Genomic DNA, 15,923 nt, shown 5'->3' on the forward strand with positions numbered 1-15,923 from the left:
GGAAAAGTCATTGGGAGACAAAAACTCAGAAGCTGTCATCATTGGAGGTGGATTAGCCGGCTTGGCCTGTGCGGTCACACTTGCGGATCGGGGAGTATCGGTTTCATTATTTGAGTCTCGTCCCAGGTTGGGAGGGAGAGCTAGTTCCTTTGAGGATAAACAGGCACAGGCTCTCATTGATAATTGTCAGCACGTTAGTATGGGCTGCTGCGAAGAGTTTAATCGGTTTTGTCAAACAGTGGGAATCTCATACTGTTTTCGTAGAGAAAAACAGCTCTATTTTGTCGGGCCTGCTAAATCTAACAACGATCTCTCCGCTTCTAATGAATCCGGAGCACGGTTCAAGGTGAATTCATTTGCAGCGAGTTCATGGCTGCCGGCACCCTTGCATTTACTGCCCGCATTCGGAGGTCTTTCTTATTTATCGATTCAGGAAAAAATTGAATTGGCCCGTGGACTCAAGCGATTGGCTCAGATTCCCGTTGATTTCAACAATGAACCTACGATGGCAGAATGGCTTTCTGATCAGGGGCAATCTCAAAATGTGATCAATCGGTTTTGGAATGTAGTGTTGGTGAGTGCCTTAAGTGAAAGTCTGGAGCGTATTTCACTATCGCATGCACAAAAAGTTTTTGTCGATGGCTTTTTAAGAGCACGCGATAATTGGCAGGTCTTCATTCCCACTGTGCCACTCGAGCAGTTGTATGGTGATGTGATTCTAAGACGCCTGGAACAGAAACAGGCAAAAGTTCATCTGCAAACGGGAGTTGAGCGGGTTCAGATCGAAGCGGGAAAAGTGGTCGGTGTACAATTGCGGGATGGACAGGATCTTTCCTGCGAGCGTGTCATCATTGCAGTACCTCATCAGCGTGTTTTGTCCCTGTTACCTGATGCTTTTAAAGGACGCGAGTTTCTAGAAAGTGTCGAACAGATCGAAGCGGCTCCGATTACCAGCGTACATCTTTGGTTTGATCGGGAAATTACAGAACTTCCACATGCAGTTTTTGTAGATTGCCTTTCACAGTGGATGTTTAACCGTAGTCGGATTATGCAACCTTCTTCTGAGACAGATTTTTATTATCAGATCGTGATTTCTGCCAGTCACCATCTGCGAGGTGAAGAGAGGCAGGGGCGCTCTCAGAAAGAAATTATCGCAGAAGTTGTCGAGGAGCTAAGCCAAATCTGGCCTGAGACACGACAGGCAAAACTGATTCACAGCCGTATGGTAACGGAGCATCAGGCAGTCTTTTCTGTTCAACCAGGGATTGAAGAATTGCGCCCTTCACAGAGGACTGACGTGTCAGGTTTGTACCTCGCAGGAGATTGGACTTCTACCGGTTGGCCTGCCACGATGGAAGGGGCGGTTCGTAGCGGATTGAAGGCGGCTGAGTTCTTACTGGATGACCTGGGGCGAGGGGAATCATTATTATTACAGCAGACTCAGACTGGTATTCTATCCAAAATTCTCTTCAGACTGTAAAATCTCACGCATGTTTTTTCATACATTGTCAAACATGAATCAGGTAAGAGCACAGAAGCAGACGGTAGGGCAGGTGATTCGCATTGCCGGGCTGCTGTTAGGGTTTACGATTTTTGGTACAGTGGGAATTCGCCTGATCGAGGGTTCTTCGTGGTTGAACAGTCTGTATATGATTGTGATTACCGCGACGACTGTGGGGTATGAAGACCCGGTTACTTTAAGTGACAATGGTAAAATTTTTATCATTTTCTATCTTATGTTTGGTTTGGGAATCTTTACTTATAGTGTTTCCCAGCTCGGTCAGTGGATCGTTCGACAACAAATGAGTTCGATGTTGGAGCAACGACGAATGCAGAAATCAATTGCGAATTTACGTGGGCATTACATTGTGTGTGGCATCGGTCGCATGGGGGAAACCATTAGCGAATACCTCCACGAACGGGGAAAGCCATTTGTGGTGATTGACAGTAACGAAGAGCGTTTACAGGCAGTTTGTCAGCCACGCGGTTGGTTTTACGTTTTTGGTGATGCGACCGATGACTTTATTCTGAAAAGCGCGGGCATCGATTACGCAAAAGCTCTGGCGTCTGCTTTACCCGGTGATGCTGATAATGTGTATGTCGTATTAACGGCACGAATGCTCAACCCTGACTTTCAGATTATTGCTCGTGCAAGTGATGATAAAGCGAGCGAAAAAATCAAGCATGCTGGAGCGACCCGTGTTGTGAGCCCCTTTCGCAGCGGTGCAGTTAAGATCGCTCGTTTTATGATTCACCCCGCCGTGGAAGATTTTGTTGAAGTCGCCAGCAAGCATGTTGGCGGATTCCAGGTTGCCGATTTACAGATCAGCGAAAGTAGCCCTTATTGCGGAAAAAAGTTGAGTGAAACCGACTTCAGTGATAAAGGAATCATGATCATTGGTATTTGTCGACTGGATCAGGAGCCTGAGATGCCCCCTCCCAGCACGACGATTCTCAATGCCGGCGACAGTATTTTTGCCCTGGGTTCTTCGACGGCCGTTAATCAACTGATCGAAGAATTCAATGGGCCCGATGTATTCACTGAAATCGAAGACTCGAAAGCTTAAAAATTTACCATTCTTGTTTGAATGTCGCAATCAATTGTAACACAAAACTCACTTGACAAATTCAAGACTGTAAACTCCCACGAAAGTCTTTTTAAAAGTGCTTCTTTTCTCATCTTGACGTGATGCTGACTCCCCATAAACTGCGCAATCTGCGTCGCGCGCGCGGGAACATTATTTTCCGATAAACCTTTCCTCATCTGCGGATACGATCACTGTCAAATCTCGCTGTATTTTGAATATCTTCAGGTGTTCAAGTCGAAGTCATTCAAAATCAACACTCATTTTTGGGAAGCTATCAAACACGTTCGCAGTGTGATCAGATATTATCGAACTGGCATCATAACGCGTCACTTCACATTCGCGATACATCACTCTTGACTGGTTGATGCCTTTTCTTAGGATCTTCATTGAACGTATTTTTCATTCAGCAGACGAAATAAGGAAATCATGATTGGCTACAGAAGTTGAACAATGCGACGAGAGATCAGCTTACTTGATGTCCCAAAATCGAACTGAAAATAAACATGTAAGGATTTCTGAAATAAAATCAAAACAGGGATATTTTCGCGTATAGATTCAGGCAATGAAATAGGAGAACTCATCGATCACGAGGCTTCTGTGCCCAGTTGTTCGAGGGCGGCTGGCATTCGCTGAATGTTTCCCTCGCGATCGACACAAGCGATTACGCTATGTGCAGCCGCAATGGATTCACCATCGCGGAAAAGTTCGTAATCATGCTCCAGTTTGGCACCAGTGACTTTGGAGAGTGTGGTTCTGAGTGTCAACACATCATCATAGCGAGCAGGCCGTCTGTAACGACATTCAATTTTTGAGACAACGAGCAGGTACCCTTTCTCTTCCATTTCACGGTAATTACCCCCTTGAGAGCGAAAGAGTTCAGTACGGCCCATTTCGAAATAGCTGAAATAATTTCCATGGTGAAGAAAACCCATCGCGTCAGTTTCACTATAGCGAACGCGGATTTCCATCTCATGAGAGGCAGACATACGCTAAGCATTCCTTTATCGAATTAAGATCTGACAGGGCTGGTAAGCGAAACGTCATAAGTTCGATGGGGGTCATTGCCACTATCGTTTTGCGAATTCTCGACGGCGATTTGATACAGCTTGCGACCGGCTTCAGTCGGATAAGTCGTATCGATACAGGCCTGACAGAGCGAATTGTCAGGCAACCCAACGGCACGAGCAATCGATTCCTTTGGCAGATATTTCAAGCTGTCTGCACCAATGGCCTTCGCCATCGCTTGTTCCACTTCCGGAGTCATTTCGCCTCCCTGTAGAAAACGGGGGGCGAATAACTCGTTGATGGTCGACATATCAATGCCATAGAAACAAGGGCCGATAATGGGTGGGCACGCCACGCGTACGTGAACTTCTCGGGCTCGACCGCGCTCTTTCAGTTGGCTGATCAGCGCTTTCATTGTGGTTGAACGTACGATCGTATCTTCCACAAGCAGCACCCGTTTGTCTTCGAGAACTTCAGGAAGTGGGGTGTATTTAGCACGTACCTTATCTTGACGGTTCGCGCCTTCGATAAACGTGCGTCCGATATAGCGATTTCGAATGAGGCCTTCGAGACTGGGAACGCTCAAATTAAAGGCCATGCTATCTGCAGCCGCTTTTGCGGTATCTGGGACAGGGACCACGATCGTATCTTTATCGATCGGAACGGTCTCTTGCTGAGCTAATTCTTCTCCCAGTCGTTTACGAACGATGTAAACACTCTGGTCATCGAGTGTGCTACAAACGTTGGCGAAGTAGATCCATTCAAAAAAGCAGTGCGCTTTTTGCATCGGTTTGGCATATTCACGAATGGTGAGTTTTCCATCCTGAATGACGATTGCCGAGCCAGGGGGGAGACTGTGAATCTCGTCTGCATCAAAGCCCATGTTTGCCAGTGCCACACTCTCACTGGCCGCAGCAAAAAGGGATCCATCAAAGGCGTAACACAGAGGGCGAATTCCAACCGGGTCGCGCGAGACAAACATATTTCCTAACGCATCCAGAAAGACAATATTGTAGGCACCGTCCAGACGTTGGCTGAGATTTCCCAGAATGTCAAAGAGTTCCCCGGGATTTTCTTTCGAAAGTTCCTGAGAGATCAAATGCATCAGAATTTCAGTATCCGTTTCTCGCGCGAGATGAAAATCGGATTCAGCCAGAATTTCCTGACAGAGTTCCTGGTAGTTTGCCAGTTGCCCGTTAAAGCCAAAGCTGAACCACTTCGATTTCTGAATGTGATGCCGTTCGAAAGGTTGAGCATAGCTCCGTTCATCTTTCCCACAGGTAGCATAACGCACATGACCAATGGCAGCAGAGCCCTGGTACTTTTTCATCAGATTGTTAAAGGCGTTCTGATGATTGAGTTGGAATACTTCGGTGACGGTACCTACGTCTTTGTGTGTGTCGATTAACTGGTTTCTTGCAGGGTTAAACGTCGTCATGCCAGCCGCCAACTGACCACGATTTTGAATATCCAGCAGTAACCGGGAGATCAGTTGCGATGTCTTACCAGGGTCTCCCATAGGGGCCAGAGGACTGGGGTCGCTGTTGGGAAGATGATAGACGGCAGCAATGCCACATTCGTGGAAGAGTTCCGACATAAATGGCCTTAGTTCGTAGTAAAGGGTTTGAAGATCTGTGTGATCCGCGTGAACTATGCGTTAATTGTTTCAGAGCTACCAAGGAAAGACAAACTGAATTAGAGAAACTATAGTGAAAAAGAGACGAATTTTAGCGAAAACGGCCTCTTATTACTGTCAAACTCTCTCCGAAGAATGCCTATCTTACAGCCACTGACTACTATATTATGGTAGTATTAAGAAATCGTGCTCCGGTGGGGAGTGCTTGAATAAATTATTTTTTGTGATTCCCAGAAAAAGTGCAGACAGTGAGTCTTACAAGGCGTGAAGTGATCGAGACGGCGGAAACGCTCGTTATTAAAATTGGAACAAACGTTCTCTCTTGCGCAGACGATAGTCTCGACCTGAAACGGATCGAATCCCTGGCGGAGCAGATTCACCGTATTAAGGAAACAGGACGTCGCGTGGTTGTTGTGTCTAGTGGCGCGGTTGGGGCAGGAATGGGACTTTTGGGGCTGAAAGAACGCCCTAAAGACCTTGGTCACTTACAGGCCTCTGCTGCTGTGGGACAGGCGCATTTAATCCGCCGCTATGATCGTTGTCTGCAAAAACATGGGTATCACGCAGCCCAGCTACTGGTCACGGCCAATGATTTCAAGCACCGTACTCGTTATCTAAACGTACGCAATACAATTCATACTTTATTCGAGTATGGTGCTGTTCCTATAGTGAATGAAAATGATACGGTTAGCATTCATGAAATTAAATTTGGAGACAACGATCATCTGGCAGCAATGGTGACCAGCCTCGTAAAGAAGCCCTTGCTCGTGGTTCTCTCTGTCGTGGATGGCCTCTTTGATGGTGATCCGGGATTACAAACGAGTTCCCGAATATCTCTCGTTCAGGATTGGACACCCGAATTATTGGCGCTTGCAACCGACGATAGCAGTACCCTGGGAACGGGAGGTATGAAATCCAAGCTGCATGCGGTTCGCTCTGCGACAGCGGTAGGTGAAAATGTCATCATTGCAAATGGAACAGAAGAAGGTGTTCTCGACCGCATTCTCAAGGCTGAAGATGTCGGCACACTATTTCTGGCACAGGGAGCCACTGTTTCTGCCTGGAAACGTTGGATTGGTTACACCATTCGTCCGAAAGGAAAGTTTCACCTCGATGATGGTGCAACGAAAGCCATCCGTGAAGGGGGAAAATCACTGTTAGCAATTGGCATTCGTTCCATTGAGGGAACATTTGAAAGTGGTGAAGTCGTCACACTGGTCAGCCCGACAGGTGAAGAATTTGCGCGCGGGTTGAGTAATTACAATTCGGGTGATATGGAAAAGATTGCCATGCGACGTTCGGATCAAATCGCCACGATCTTAGGGGGCGTGCCCTATTCCGAAGTGATTCATCGAGACAATCTGGCGGTTCTCGAAAACCATCCTGCTCTGTAGGAGAGAATATCATGTGGATTACCGAGACAGCAATTCCGTTGATGATCATTTGCAGTATTGCGGCAGTGTTCTTATTTATAAGATGGTACTTAAGGCATCAAACCAGATATCTCGTTGGTTGTGTTGTGATGCTTGCCGCGTTGGGCGGTTTTTATTTTCTTGAATTAAGTATTGTCACCGAACGTGAACGCGTCGAAGCTGATTTATACGGTTTGATACATGCGTTTGAGAATAAGGAAGAGAAAACTACACTCGATTATTTCAGTCCTCGAGCAGATGCGCTAAGGGGAATGGTTCAAGTTGCTCTAAAGCTGGTAACCATTGATGGCCAACTGCGTATTACGGATCTAGAGACAGAACTCAGGTCAGAAAATTCGGTTGCCACCACGCACTTTCGGGCAAACGGGGCAGCGACATATGGTGGAATTACCGGTCGTCAACCGACCCGCTGGGAATTAACCTGGCAAAAAATGGGAGGGGAATGGAAGGTGACAAAGGCGCGCCGCCTGAACCCCATTACCGGAGAAGAACTTCAAGTATTGGCAGCACAGTAAGAAATATTACGGTTGTGCTTGCGAAAGTGAGCGTTCCTGTTTCATTAAGGTTCTTGCGAAGAACTCTTCCATCAGGCGATGAGTTTTTTTTCTACATTGACTAAAAACACCATGTCCAGATGCCTCAAAGCGATGATAATTAATATCTTTGGCTCCGGCTGACTTTAAAGCTTCCACAAAGTGATCTGCTTGAGAGACATCAACCAAATGATCTTGGATGCCATGAAACAACAGAAATGGTGGTGCTTTCGAGTGGACATGGTTTATCGGAGACGCTTTGGCAGCCTGTTCATGAATATTCGTATTAGGAGCCTTTAATAATTGTCTGAGTGAAGATTTCGTTTCAAAGCCACCAGGCCAGTTGGTAAAGTCAGTGGGTGTAGCAGCTGCGCAAACCGCATTTAACTGGCTCGAATATTCTTGCCAGGGACCATCTCCTTCCATATTTGCATTTTTTTTGACTAACCCCAACATGCAGACAAGGTGTGCGCCTGCCGAATTTCCATAGCCGCCAATCCGTTCCGGATCGACATGATATTTCTCTGCATGGGCTCGAAGCCAGCGAACAGCACACTTCACATCTTCCACACATGCGGGGAATGGAGCTTCATCACTCAAACGATAATTAACACTAACGCAGACATATCCTTTGCGGGCATATTCAATGGCTCCCGTACGAAAGAAACCACGCCCTTTATCTCCACCATGCCAGCCACCGCCGTGAACAAAAACGATCGCAGGGCGTTTTTGGGGCCCTTTTTCCTTCTGCATGATGAGATCCAGCTTCCACGCTTTTTTCTTTCCTTCACGATAGGAGATGCTGTCGAAGATTTTGAGATCGCTTGGCATTGCTGGGATATCTGAGGAATTATAATCAGTGTCAAGCTGTGCTTTGGCAGAGGTCCTCACAGGCTCGGGAATGAAGTAAACAATAATTGAGAATAAGAAGATCCCAATGAAAAAACGGGCAAATATCGTAGTCATTATGCAGCCTCAAATGCACATACATAGTAAAAAGTCAGTATTTGTGAGAGAATTAACCCCAGAAAGCTGAGGAAGTTTTCCTATCTTTTACGATCTGGTACATTTTTCTGACTCAGGAATCTTTGTTGTGGAATATATTAGTTGACACAAAATCAATAATTATATTAAATATATAATTATTATATATAATTATTGCGAACCCATTTTTTTGTCTTAATAATTAAGTGATTGCAAATGGCTAGCGTTGTTTCAAAACAATTAATGCATGGTTCTCGAAGGCAGACGCTTGTGCATCAGGTTTTATGCAAGTTCTTCCAGGGAGAGTATGAGCCAAATCAGCGAATGACCGTTCAGTCATTAGCGAGGGAATGGGATGTGAGTGCGACACCCGTTCGAGAAGCATTGGTCGAATTGGAAGGAATTGGCATCGTCGATATTTATCCTAATCGTGGTGCTGTTCTACGGAATTTTGGGGCAAAGCAACTTCATGAAATTTGTCAGGTACGCCGAATTCTGGAAAGTGAAGCGACACGCTGTGCCTGCGGTCACATCACACCTCATGAATTATCAAAGTTGACTGAAGTCTTTAGCGAATTAGCAACCGCGAAAAGAACGGTCACATGGTCGGAAAGAACGCAAGAATGGGACGACTATCTCCACGAACTGATTTATCGTCAGTGTGGGAGCGAACGGTTATCCCATGAGATTAATCGATACAGAATATTATATCGAACCTTAAGGCAAGTCAGGCACAGTAAACGACAGACTGTCAAGAACTATGCATACATGGAAGAAAATGCAGAACATCTGAAAATTGTGCAAGCACTGGCAGCAGGAGATCCTGAAAAAGCAGCCCAGGCGATGAACGATCATTTGCTACAGACTCCAATCGGGCTGGAACGCGACCTGTTTCAACAGCGAGATTCGTAATTCAAAATTAGCCAACTGGGTAACCGGCGCGTAACGAAAAAAAGTATAGATGAGGATGAAAATAGCGATGCCATATTTCTTTTTCAGGTTCTGTTTGGTTAGCTTGCTCGTTGGAAGTACCTGTGTGCGATTATCGGCTTCAGGGAAAGTACCAGAATCTTTTTCAAAAGTCGATTTTGAAAAAGAGATCGCCCCGCTGATCGTAGAGCATTGTATTCGTTGTCATAACCCCGGGAATGAAAAAGGCGAACTTTCATTAGATTCGGTTCAAGCATTGAAAGAGAAAGAGTATCTTTCACCGGGCAAACCGGAAGAGAGTTATCTTTTAGATGTCATTCGTGTGAGTTCAAAGAGTGGAAAAGCGGAAATGCCCAAAGAGGGTAAGCCACTTTCCGAAGCAGAATATTCACTATTTAATCGCTGGATCAAGCAGGGAGCAGATTGGCCTGATCAGTTGAAATTGCAAGAAAAGTCAAAGGCTGATCTCAGTTGGTGGTCGCTTCAGCCATTGGCGCACCATGAACCACCAGCATTAAAAAGTTTGCCAAAACTATGGCAGCAAAACGCCATCGATCGGTTTATTTATGCCAGGTTACAGGAAAAAAATCTGGTTCCTTCACCTCGGGCAACGAAACGAGAATTGATCAGAAGGGCCACATATAATTTAACCGGATTACCTCCGACTCCTGAAGAAGTCGCTGCATTTGAAAGTGATACTGCACCGAATGCCTATGAGAAACTAATCGATCGTCTGCTGGATTCGCCTCGCTACGGTGAACATTGGGGACGGCATTGGCTGGACGTGGTGCGGTTCGGCGAGAGTAACGGATTTGAACGTAATGTGATCATCGATAACGCCTGGCCTTTTCGTGATTATGTGATTCAGTCGTTCAATGATGATAAGCCCTTCGATCAAATGGTGCTGGAACATCTGGCCGGTGATGTGATTGGCAAAGGTGATTCTAAAATAGAAGTGGGGACAACGTTTCTTGTTTGCGGTCCTTATGACAATGTCGGTAACCAGGATCCGGTTCAGGCGGCCCAGATTCGCGCGAATACGATTGACGATATGATTCGCACAACGGGTGAGGCCTTTTTGGGACTGACAGTTGGCTGCAGTCGCTGTCACAATCATAAGTTTGATCCCGTAAAACAACAGGATTACTATGCTCTGTACGCTACATTTTCCGGTGTCTTTCATGGAAGTCGCGTGCTTGCCACACGGGCAGAACAACAAAAACGCACAAAAAAAATTACACCTTTAAATGCCAGAAAAGCAGAACTGCAAAAAAAGAAATCACAACTCCAAAGCACGATTCATGCTCGGGCCGAAAAAAAATCAGCCGAATATGAAAAGCTCTGGGTCCGAGAGTCTGTCAAACGGACAGGAGTCGAAGACACTTTTTCACCAATCTCTGCAAAATTTGTGCGACTGACTTCTGAAGGGCTCGATACGAATCCTTCGTCAAAGACAGGTTATCGAATTGATGAGTTCGAGGTTTGGACAGCGGAAGAAACATCGCGAAATGTGGCACTTGCGAAACAGGGAGGGACTGCTAAAGGTGCCAACAGTCGTGTCGCCGGTGATTTTTCCGGTGCCTATGATGTTAATCTCACCATTGATGGCAAGATTGGTGCCTGCTGGATTGCCGGTAGTCCAGATCTTGTCATTGAATTCAAGCAGCTTGAAACGATCAATCGTGTCGTGTTTTCCAGTGATCGCTCTGGTGCTGCGATGAGTAATTATAAAGCAACGTTTCTGGCCGATTACAAACTCGAAGTCTCTACCGATGGAAAGGTCTGGCAGGAAGTTGCTTCCTCAAAGGATCGTAAACCCGTTAACGCGAATCATCGTCGAAAACGGTTCTATACTTCTGAAGTCACTTCCGGCGAACAGAAACAGATCAGCGAATGGGATACAGAAATTCGTCAAATCGATCGTAAGTTGGCCGCGATACCTGCTTTGCCTGCCTGGTGGGTAGGTAATCATCGGCAGGTAAACGGGCCGTTTCATGTGTTTGTCGGTGGAAATCCGCAACGCAAAGGAGAACATGTGGTTCCCGCCAGTATGTCAACTTTAAGCAAAGTGACCAATGGTTATCAACTGGATGAAAAATCGCCGCACGGAGAGAGAAGGCTTGCGTTGGCTCGTTGGCTTGTCGCAAAAGAGAATCCACTCACTCCGCGCGTGCTTGCCAATCGGCTTTGGCATTATCATTTTGGGACTGGCATCGTTTCGACTCCCAGCGACTTCGGTTATATGGGGACACGACCCACACATCCTGAATTGCTCGACTGGCTCGCGGTTCAGCTTCAGGAAAATGGCTGGCAACTCAAAGCCATACATAAACTGATTATGCTGTCGCAAACGTATCAACAAACCAGTACATTTCGCGCAGAGGCAGTGCGTATTGATTCAGACACTCGGTATTTGTGGCGATTCCCACCGCGTCGTCTCTCTGGTGAAGAAATTCGCGACACGCTGCTCTCGGTCTCGGGAAAACTGAATCTCAAAATGGGAGGGCCTGGTTTTCGTTTGTATCAATATTTACAGGATAACGTGGCCACCTATGTACCTCTCGAAAAATTTGGGCCGGAAACGTACCGTCGTGCCGTCTATCATCAAAATGCAAGGGCAGCCCGTCTTGATCTATTGACCGATTTTGACTGTCCTGACAACGCCTTTGCCGCACCAAGACGTAATTCGACTACGACACCATTACAGGCACTGACGTTAATGAACCATCAATTTACCCTGGATCTTTCTCAATTTCTGGCAGACCGATTACAGAGTGACGTTGGAACAGAGCATATAGAACGGCAGATAGACCGTGCGTTTCGTCTTTTGTATGCGAGACCTCCCGTCCTACAGGAACAGTTGGCAGCCAAAAAATTGATTTCTGCAAATGGTTTAAACGCATTTTGCCGTGCCATGATTAATTCGAATGAACTGATTTATCTCGATTGAAGTGGAAAATCCAAATGTTAAATCCATTAAATAAAATAACAACAGGATGTCTTTTGAATCAGGTGCATTCTCGTCGCTCATTTTTTTCCAGCGTTTACACGGGCGTCGCGGGCATAGGGCTGACGAACCTATTGCTCAATGATCTTTCAGCTGAGACAAAAGCGACTGGTTCCAGGAATCAGAAAGACTGGCAGCCGGGTAAGAATGAGACGCATTTCCCTGCCAAAGCAAAACGGGTGCTGCAGATCTTTTGTCCTGGAGCAGCCTCTCATATGGATCTGTGGGAACATAAACCAGGTTTAGATAAATACCATGGCAAACCCTTACCGGGTGAAGAAAATCTGGTCAGCTTTCAAGGCAAAAATGGAAATTTGATGAAGAGCCCGTGGGCGTTCAAACCAGCAGGTCAGAGTGGCAAGATGTGTTCGACGATGCTGCCCCATATATCACGGCACATTGACGACATTGCCTTCGTCCATTCGATGACCACAAAAACAAATACGCATGGTCCCGGTTGTGTTTTCATGAATACCGGCCATGATACCGAAGGACATCCCAGTGCCGGTGCCTGGCTGGGTTATGCGTTGGGAAGTGAAAATGAAAATCTGCCAGCGTATATTGCGATTCCCGATATTCGAGGCGAACCTCCGAACGGAAAGGCCAACTGGAGCAATGGATTTCTTCCAGCGCAACATCAGGCGATTGTGATGAATGCGCAATCTCCAATCCGAAATTTGAAAGTTCCCAAAGGGATCAGTCCGAGGGAAGAACAGGCAACGCGAGAGTTCTTAAAACTATTGGATCAGCGCCATGCAGAACAGCGTCCTGGTAATTCCGATTTGCAGGCGCGTATTGAAGCGTATGAACTGGCAGCGCGGATGCAGTTGTCTGCGCCCGAAGTTTCCAACCTGGCTTCCGAGCCGAAATCGATTCATACGCAATATGGAACCAATGATCCGAACAAATTAAAGTCGGCATATGCCCGCAACTGTTTGCTGGCAAGACGATTTCTGGAACGTGGTGTACGTTACATCAACTTATATTGTGCTTCACGCGCTTCGGGTGTGGATGGATTATTAAATTGGGATGCGCATAAAACGTTGAAAGCAGACTACGAACGACATTGTCCCGTCTTCGATCAGCCCACCGCAGCTTTGCTGACCGACCTGAAACAACGCGGTTTGCTTGATGAAACGTTGGTCTTATGGACGACCGAGTTTGGTCGGATGCCCACTCATCAGGCGGGAACGCTGGGCCGCGATCATAATCCGGATGGGTTTACGTGTTGGATGATGGGAGCCGGCATCAAAGGGGGGACTAGCTATGGTGCGACCGATGAATTCGGACGCCGGGCCGAATTGAATCCGACGACTGTCTGGGACTTTTACGCGACGGCGTTGCAACTGCTGGGATTTAAGCACGACAAGCTAACCTACTACAATAATGGCCTGGATCGCCGTCTAACAGACGTTCACGGACATTTGATTAAAGAAATTTTAGCTTAATGCTGATGATGTCTTTAATAACCGAAACAATCTCACTCAATCCACGTCACATATTTTAGCAAGAGATGACATAGAACCATTGACGCCTTCTATGTGTCTCTCTAAACTGTGCCTCTAATAAGTTGCGGGGCGTAGCTCAGCTTGGCTAGAGCGCTGCGTTTGGGACGCAGAGGTCGCACGTTCGAATCGTGTCGCCCCGATTATAAAACGAAAAAATGGACGCTGTAAGCTGTTTTTAGAGAACAGCTTACAGCGTTTTTTTGTGGGTAGTTTTCGTGGGTAGATTGGTGGGTAATTTCGTGGGTGATTTTTTGATTTCAAAACGACCAGTACAAATTTTGGATTGGACGAAATGAAATACAATTTTTGCATTGGAGCAATAAAGCCAACTGACAAGGAATCACGAAATGATAACAGAATGTCATCAAAAAGACGGCATTTACACTAATTATGGGAAAGAGTATTTTTGCTGTAAGTCTTTATAAATAAGCTTTTTCAGATTGTTCGATAATTTGGAACATGGTATGCCTATACACAATTAAGTTGAGTCACTGACCTACTTACCCCTCACAATACAACAAACAGGAATTTGTCATGTTGAAATCTTTGATTGCTGGTGCATTTCTGGCTGGTTTCACTGCTCTTATTGGATTAGCTGATGCTGGAACTGGGGATGGCAATGGCTTCCAGTCAAGTCCTATTGCTGTAGCCGATGAAGGTGGCGGCGGTAGTGATGACTTCCAGCCAACTCCAATCAAAGTTGCAGATGATGGTGGCGGTGATGGCACAAATGACTTTCAGCCTGCCCCAACCACTATAGCTGATGATGGTAGCGGTAATGGCGACGATTTCCAGCCAACTCCAATCAGCTTAGTCTGATACACGAAGAATACATTTTTAAGCCTTGCTTAATTATATTTAAGCAAGGCTTTTTTTATATCTTTTCTCTTTGGATTATCAGCATAACTGAAAGGTTCTGCAAATGAACAATCTTCCATTCGATTCATACCCAAATAACGGACGAAATCTTTTGGGAAAGAAGTCTACCGAAAATTGCCGTCATGGTTATGGTTTGAAGCTTCAAAAACTCACAGGTATTTCTAATTGTGGTTATTGTGGCATTAGCCTAACAATCAACTATGAGCAGTGGCTTTTAATGCAAGTCGATCATGTTTTACCAACCAATATGGGAAATCGGTTACGCATTTCTTCAGAATGGCTCGACGACTATTCAAATTGTCTATTGGCATGTTCTGCTTGTAATACGTTTGACCCCCTGTTTGATGAGAAGTCAATTACAGAATCTCCATCGTCTCTTCAAGGCTTTTACGATTTACGTGATCGAGTGTATTTAATTAGAAAACGAAAAATCTTGAAATGTCAGAAAGTAGAAAGAGAGTTTTACGATTCTAAACCGTGGGAATAATCAAACGGATTTATTTCACACGATCCTGCATCGCTTTAACCTGCTCTGCTGTCAGTCGTGGCTGCTTTCCTTTGCTGCAACATCTCTTTTTCTCGTCTTCTTTTGTTGCTGCACAATAGGACCATCACACTCACGATCTAAACTCTGATCATCAGTGCGAAACATGCGTGCAGAACAATCAAGACTAATCCACCATTGAAAATATTTGAGTCCATCACGAACCATTTTCATTTGGATAGTAAGGACACCGGCAATACCAGCAAAAAAACTTTCAAAAGGAGAACAAAATGCTGGTTGCCAGATTGTTCATTATATCACCACTGTGGGTTGCGTACTTTTTTCATGAGACCTATGACGGCCCACTCCACGAACAGATGAGCTTCGGCTCGCTTCTAATTTGTTCGGCTGTCGCCTTTTTGTTTCTGGCGTGGTGGGACAGCGGAAGAGCGCCTCGCTCGGCGATCTCCGTCATCATGAGAAACATGGTGTTGATGTACTGCGTGGTTTGGTCGATTTTGTTGCTGTTCGGCATTGGCTGGTTTTTCTGGTATATGCTCGCTCATGCGACGATGTGGGTGATCGTTTTCTGGCAGTTAGTGACGCACTGGGTTGCCCACCACTTTGTCTATCCGTTTGCTGATCGGAATTATTACGCTGTGCGAAAGACTGGCTGGCATCCATTTTGGGACACTACGGTTTTCAATTGGGACTCGGAAATCATTAAAGATGGTGGCTTCGAACAGCCAACATACGAAGGATTCGTACCACCCGAGCATTTTCGATTTCAGTGCCCAAGGTGTCTCGCTCGTGTTGAGCACTCCTTTGGTGTGTGCTGGAATTGCCGATACGGAAGTTGTCCCAGCGATGAATCAGAATACTACGAGCGGTGGGAAAATTGACAAGTTCTGCCAACAGCAGACAGTAGAACAGCAA

13 protein-coding genes and 1 tRNA gene are annotated in these 15,923 nt (G+C 46.0%); 11 read left to right on the forward strand and 3 right to left on the reverse strand.

Annotation, left to right across the window (positions count from 1 at the left end):
• The first annotated feature begins 10 nt into the window (after positions 1-10).
• Both hpnE and V144x_RS03245 read left to right on the forward strand, forming a co-directional pair.
• Entirely contained in the window at positions 11-1,480 is a 1,470-nt protein-coding gene (gene hpnE / locus V144x_RS03240) for a hydroxysqualene dehydroxylase HpnE (RefSeq protein ID WP_144981302.1), read from the forward strand.
• Between the two features lie 10 nt (positions 1,481-1,490).
• Complete coding sequence (locus V144x_RS03245; protein WP_197998733.1) at positions 1,491-2,567, forward strand: potassium channel family protein; 1,077 nt, start codon at positions 1,491-1,493, stop codon at positions 2,565-2,567.
• A 605-nt stretch (positions 2,568-3,172) separates the two neighbouring features.
• Here V144x_RS03245 and V144x_RS03250 read toward each other — a convergent pair.
• Positions 3,173-3,574, reverse strand: a complete 402-nt coding sequence (locus tag V144x_RS03250; protein WP_144981309.1) for an acyl-CoA thioesterase — start codon at positions 3,572-3,574, stop codon at positions 3,173-3,175.
• A 23-nt stretch (positions 3,575-3,597) separates the two neighbouring features.
• Positions 3,598-5,190 carry an amidophosphoribosyltransferase gene (locus tag V144x_RS03255; RefSeq protein WP_144981312.1) on the reverse strand — a complete coding sequence of 531 codons (1,593 nt, stop codon included), beginning with the start codon at positions 5,188-5,190 and terminating at the stop codon, positions 3,598-3,600.
• 287 nt (positions 5,191-5,477) lie between these two features.
• Between V144x_RS03255 and proB the strand changes: the two genes are divergently transcribed.
• Entirely contained in the window at positions 5,478-6,623 is a 1,146-nt protein-coding gene (gene proB / locus V144x_RS03260) for a glutamate 5-kinase (RefSeq protein WP_144981315.1), read from the forward strand.
• A gap of 11 nt (positions 6,624-6,634) precedes the next feature.
• A complete protein-coding gene (locus V144x_RS03265; protein WP_144981318.1) occupies positions 6,635-7,177 on the forward strand; it encodes a hypothetical protein in 543 nt (180 codons plus the stop codon).
• A gap of 6 nt (positions 7,178-7,183) precedes the next feature.
• On the opposite strand, the gene V144x_RS03270 is transcribed toward V144x_RS03265, so the two are convergent.
• Entirely contained in the window at positions 7,184-8,161 is a 978-nt protein-coding gene (locus tag V144x_RS03270) for an alpha/beta hydrolase (protein ID WP_144981323.1), read from the reverse strand.
• A gap of 234 nt (positions 8,162-8,395) precedes the next feature.
• On the opposite strand from V144x_RS03270, the gene V144x_RS03275 reads away from it, so the two are divergent.
• From V144x_RS03275 to V144x_RS03305, 7 genes are all read left to right on the forward strand, one after another.
• Positions 8,396-9,091: a GntR family transcriptional regulator gene (locus tag V144x_RS03275; RefSeq protein ID WP_144981326.1), complete on the forward strand. Its 696-nt coding sequence runs from the start codon at positions 8,396-8,398 to the stop codon at positions 9,089-9,091.
• A 124-nt stretch (positions 9,092-9,215) separates the two neighbouring features.
• The gene (locus V144x_RS03280) at positions 9,216-12,059 is read left to right on the forward strand and encodes a DUF1553 domain-containing protein (RefSeq protein WP_232102700.1); all 2,844 of its coding nucleotides are present in this window, start codon (positions 9,216-9,218) and stop codon (positions 12,057-12,059) included.
• Between the two features lie 14 nt (positions 12,060-12,073).
• Positions 12,074-13,564, forward strand: coding sequence for a DUF1501 domain-containing protein (locus V144x_RS03285; protein WP_144981331.1), 1,491 nt, complete (start codon positions 12,074-12,076; stop codon positions 13,562-13,564).
• Between the two features lie 125 nt (positions 13,565-13,689).
• Positions 13,690-13,764 (forward strand) — tRNA-Pro (locus V144x_RS03290).
• A gap of 394 nt (positions 13,765-14,158) precedes the next feature.
• Positions 14,159-14,443 carry a hypothetical protein gene (locus V144x_RS03295; protein WP_144981334.1) on the forward strand — a complete coding sequence of 95 codons (285 nt, stop codon included), beginning with the start codon at positions 14,159-14,161 and terminating at the stop codon, positions 14,441-14,443.
• A 103-nt stretch (positions 14,444-14,546) separates the two neighbouring features.
• Positions 14,547-14,990, forward strand: coding sequence for an HNH endonuclease (locus tag V144x_RS03300; RefSeq protein ID WP_144981337.1), 444 nt, complete (start codon positions 14,547-14,549; stop codon positions 14,988-14,990).
• 287 nt (positions 14,991-15,277) lie between these two features.
• Positions 15,278-15,889, forward strand: coding sequence for a hypothetical protein (locus V144x_RS03305; protein ID WP_144981340.1), 612 nt, complete (start codon positions 15,278-15,280; stop codon positions 15,887-15,889).
• Positions 15,890-15,923: the final 34 nt, after the last annotated feature.

Origin of the sequence: Gimesia aquarii (assembly GCF_007748195.1) — a bacterium.
GTDB classification, from domain to species: Bacteria; Planctomycetota; Planctomycetia; order Planctomycetales; family Planctomycetaceae; genus Gimesia; species Gimesia aquarii.

Coding starts and splice junctions, on each gene's coding strand:
- V144x_RS03245 (WP_197998733.1), top strand. CDS start 1,491: ATGTTTTTTCATACATTGTCAAACATGAATCAGGTAAGAGCACAGAAG.
- V144x_RS03250 (WP_144981309.1), bottom strand. CDS start 3,574: ATGTCTGCCTCTCATGAGATGGAAATCCGCGTTCGCTATAGTGAAACT.
- V144x_RS03305 (WP_144981340.1), top strand. CDS start 15,278: ATGCTGGTTGCCAGATTGTTCATTATATCACCACTGTGGGTTGCGTAC.
- V144x_RS03295 (WP_144981334.1), top strand. CDS start 14,159: ATGTTGAAATCTTTGATTGCTGGTGCATTTCTGGCTGGTTTCACTGCT.
- V144x_RS03255 (WP_144981312.1), bottom strand. CDS start 5,190: ATGTCGGAACTCTTCCACGAATGTGGCATTGCTGCCGTCTATCATCTT.
- V144x_RS03285 (WP_144981331.1), top strand. CDS start 12,074: ATGTTAAATCCATTAAATAAAATAACAACAGGATGTCTTTTGAATCAG.
- V144x_RS03300 (WP_144981337.1), top strand. CDS start 14,547: ATGAACAATCTTCCATTCGATTCATACCCAAATAACGGACGAAATCTT.
- V144x_RS03275 (WP_144981326.1), top strand. CDS start 8,396: ATGGCTAGCGTTGTTTCAAAACAATTAATGCATGGTTCTCGAAGGCAG.
- V144x_RS03270 (WP_144981323.1), bottom strand. CDS start 8,161: ATGACTACGATATTTGCCCGTTTTTTCATTGGGATCTTCTTATTCTCA.
- V144x_RS03265 (WP_144981318.1), top strand. CDS start 6,635: ATGTGGATTACCGAGACAGCAATTCCGTTGATGATCATTTGCAGTATT.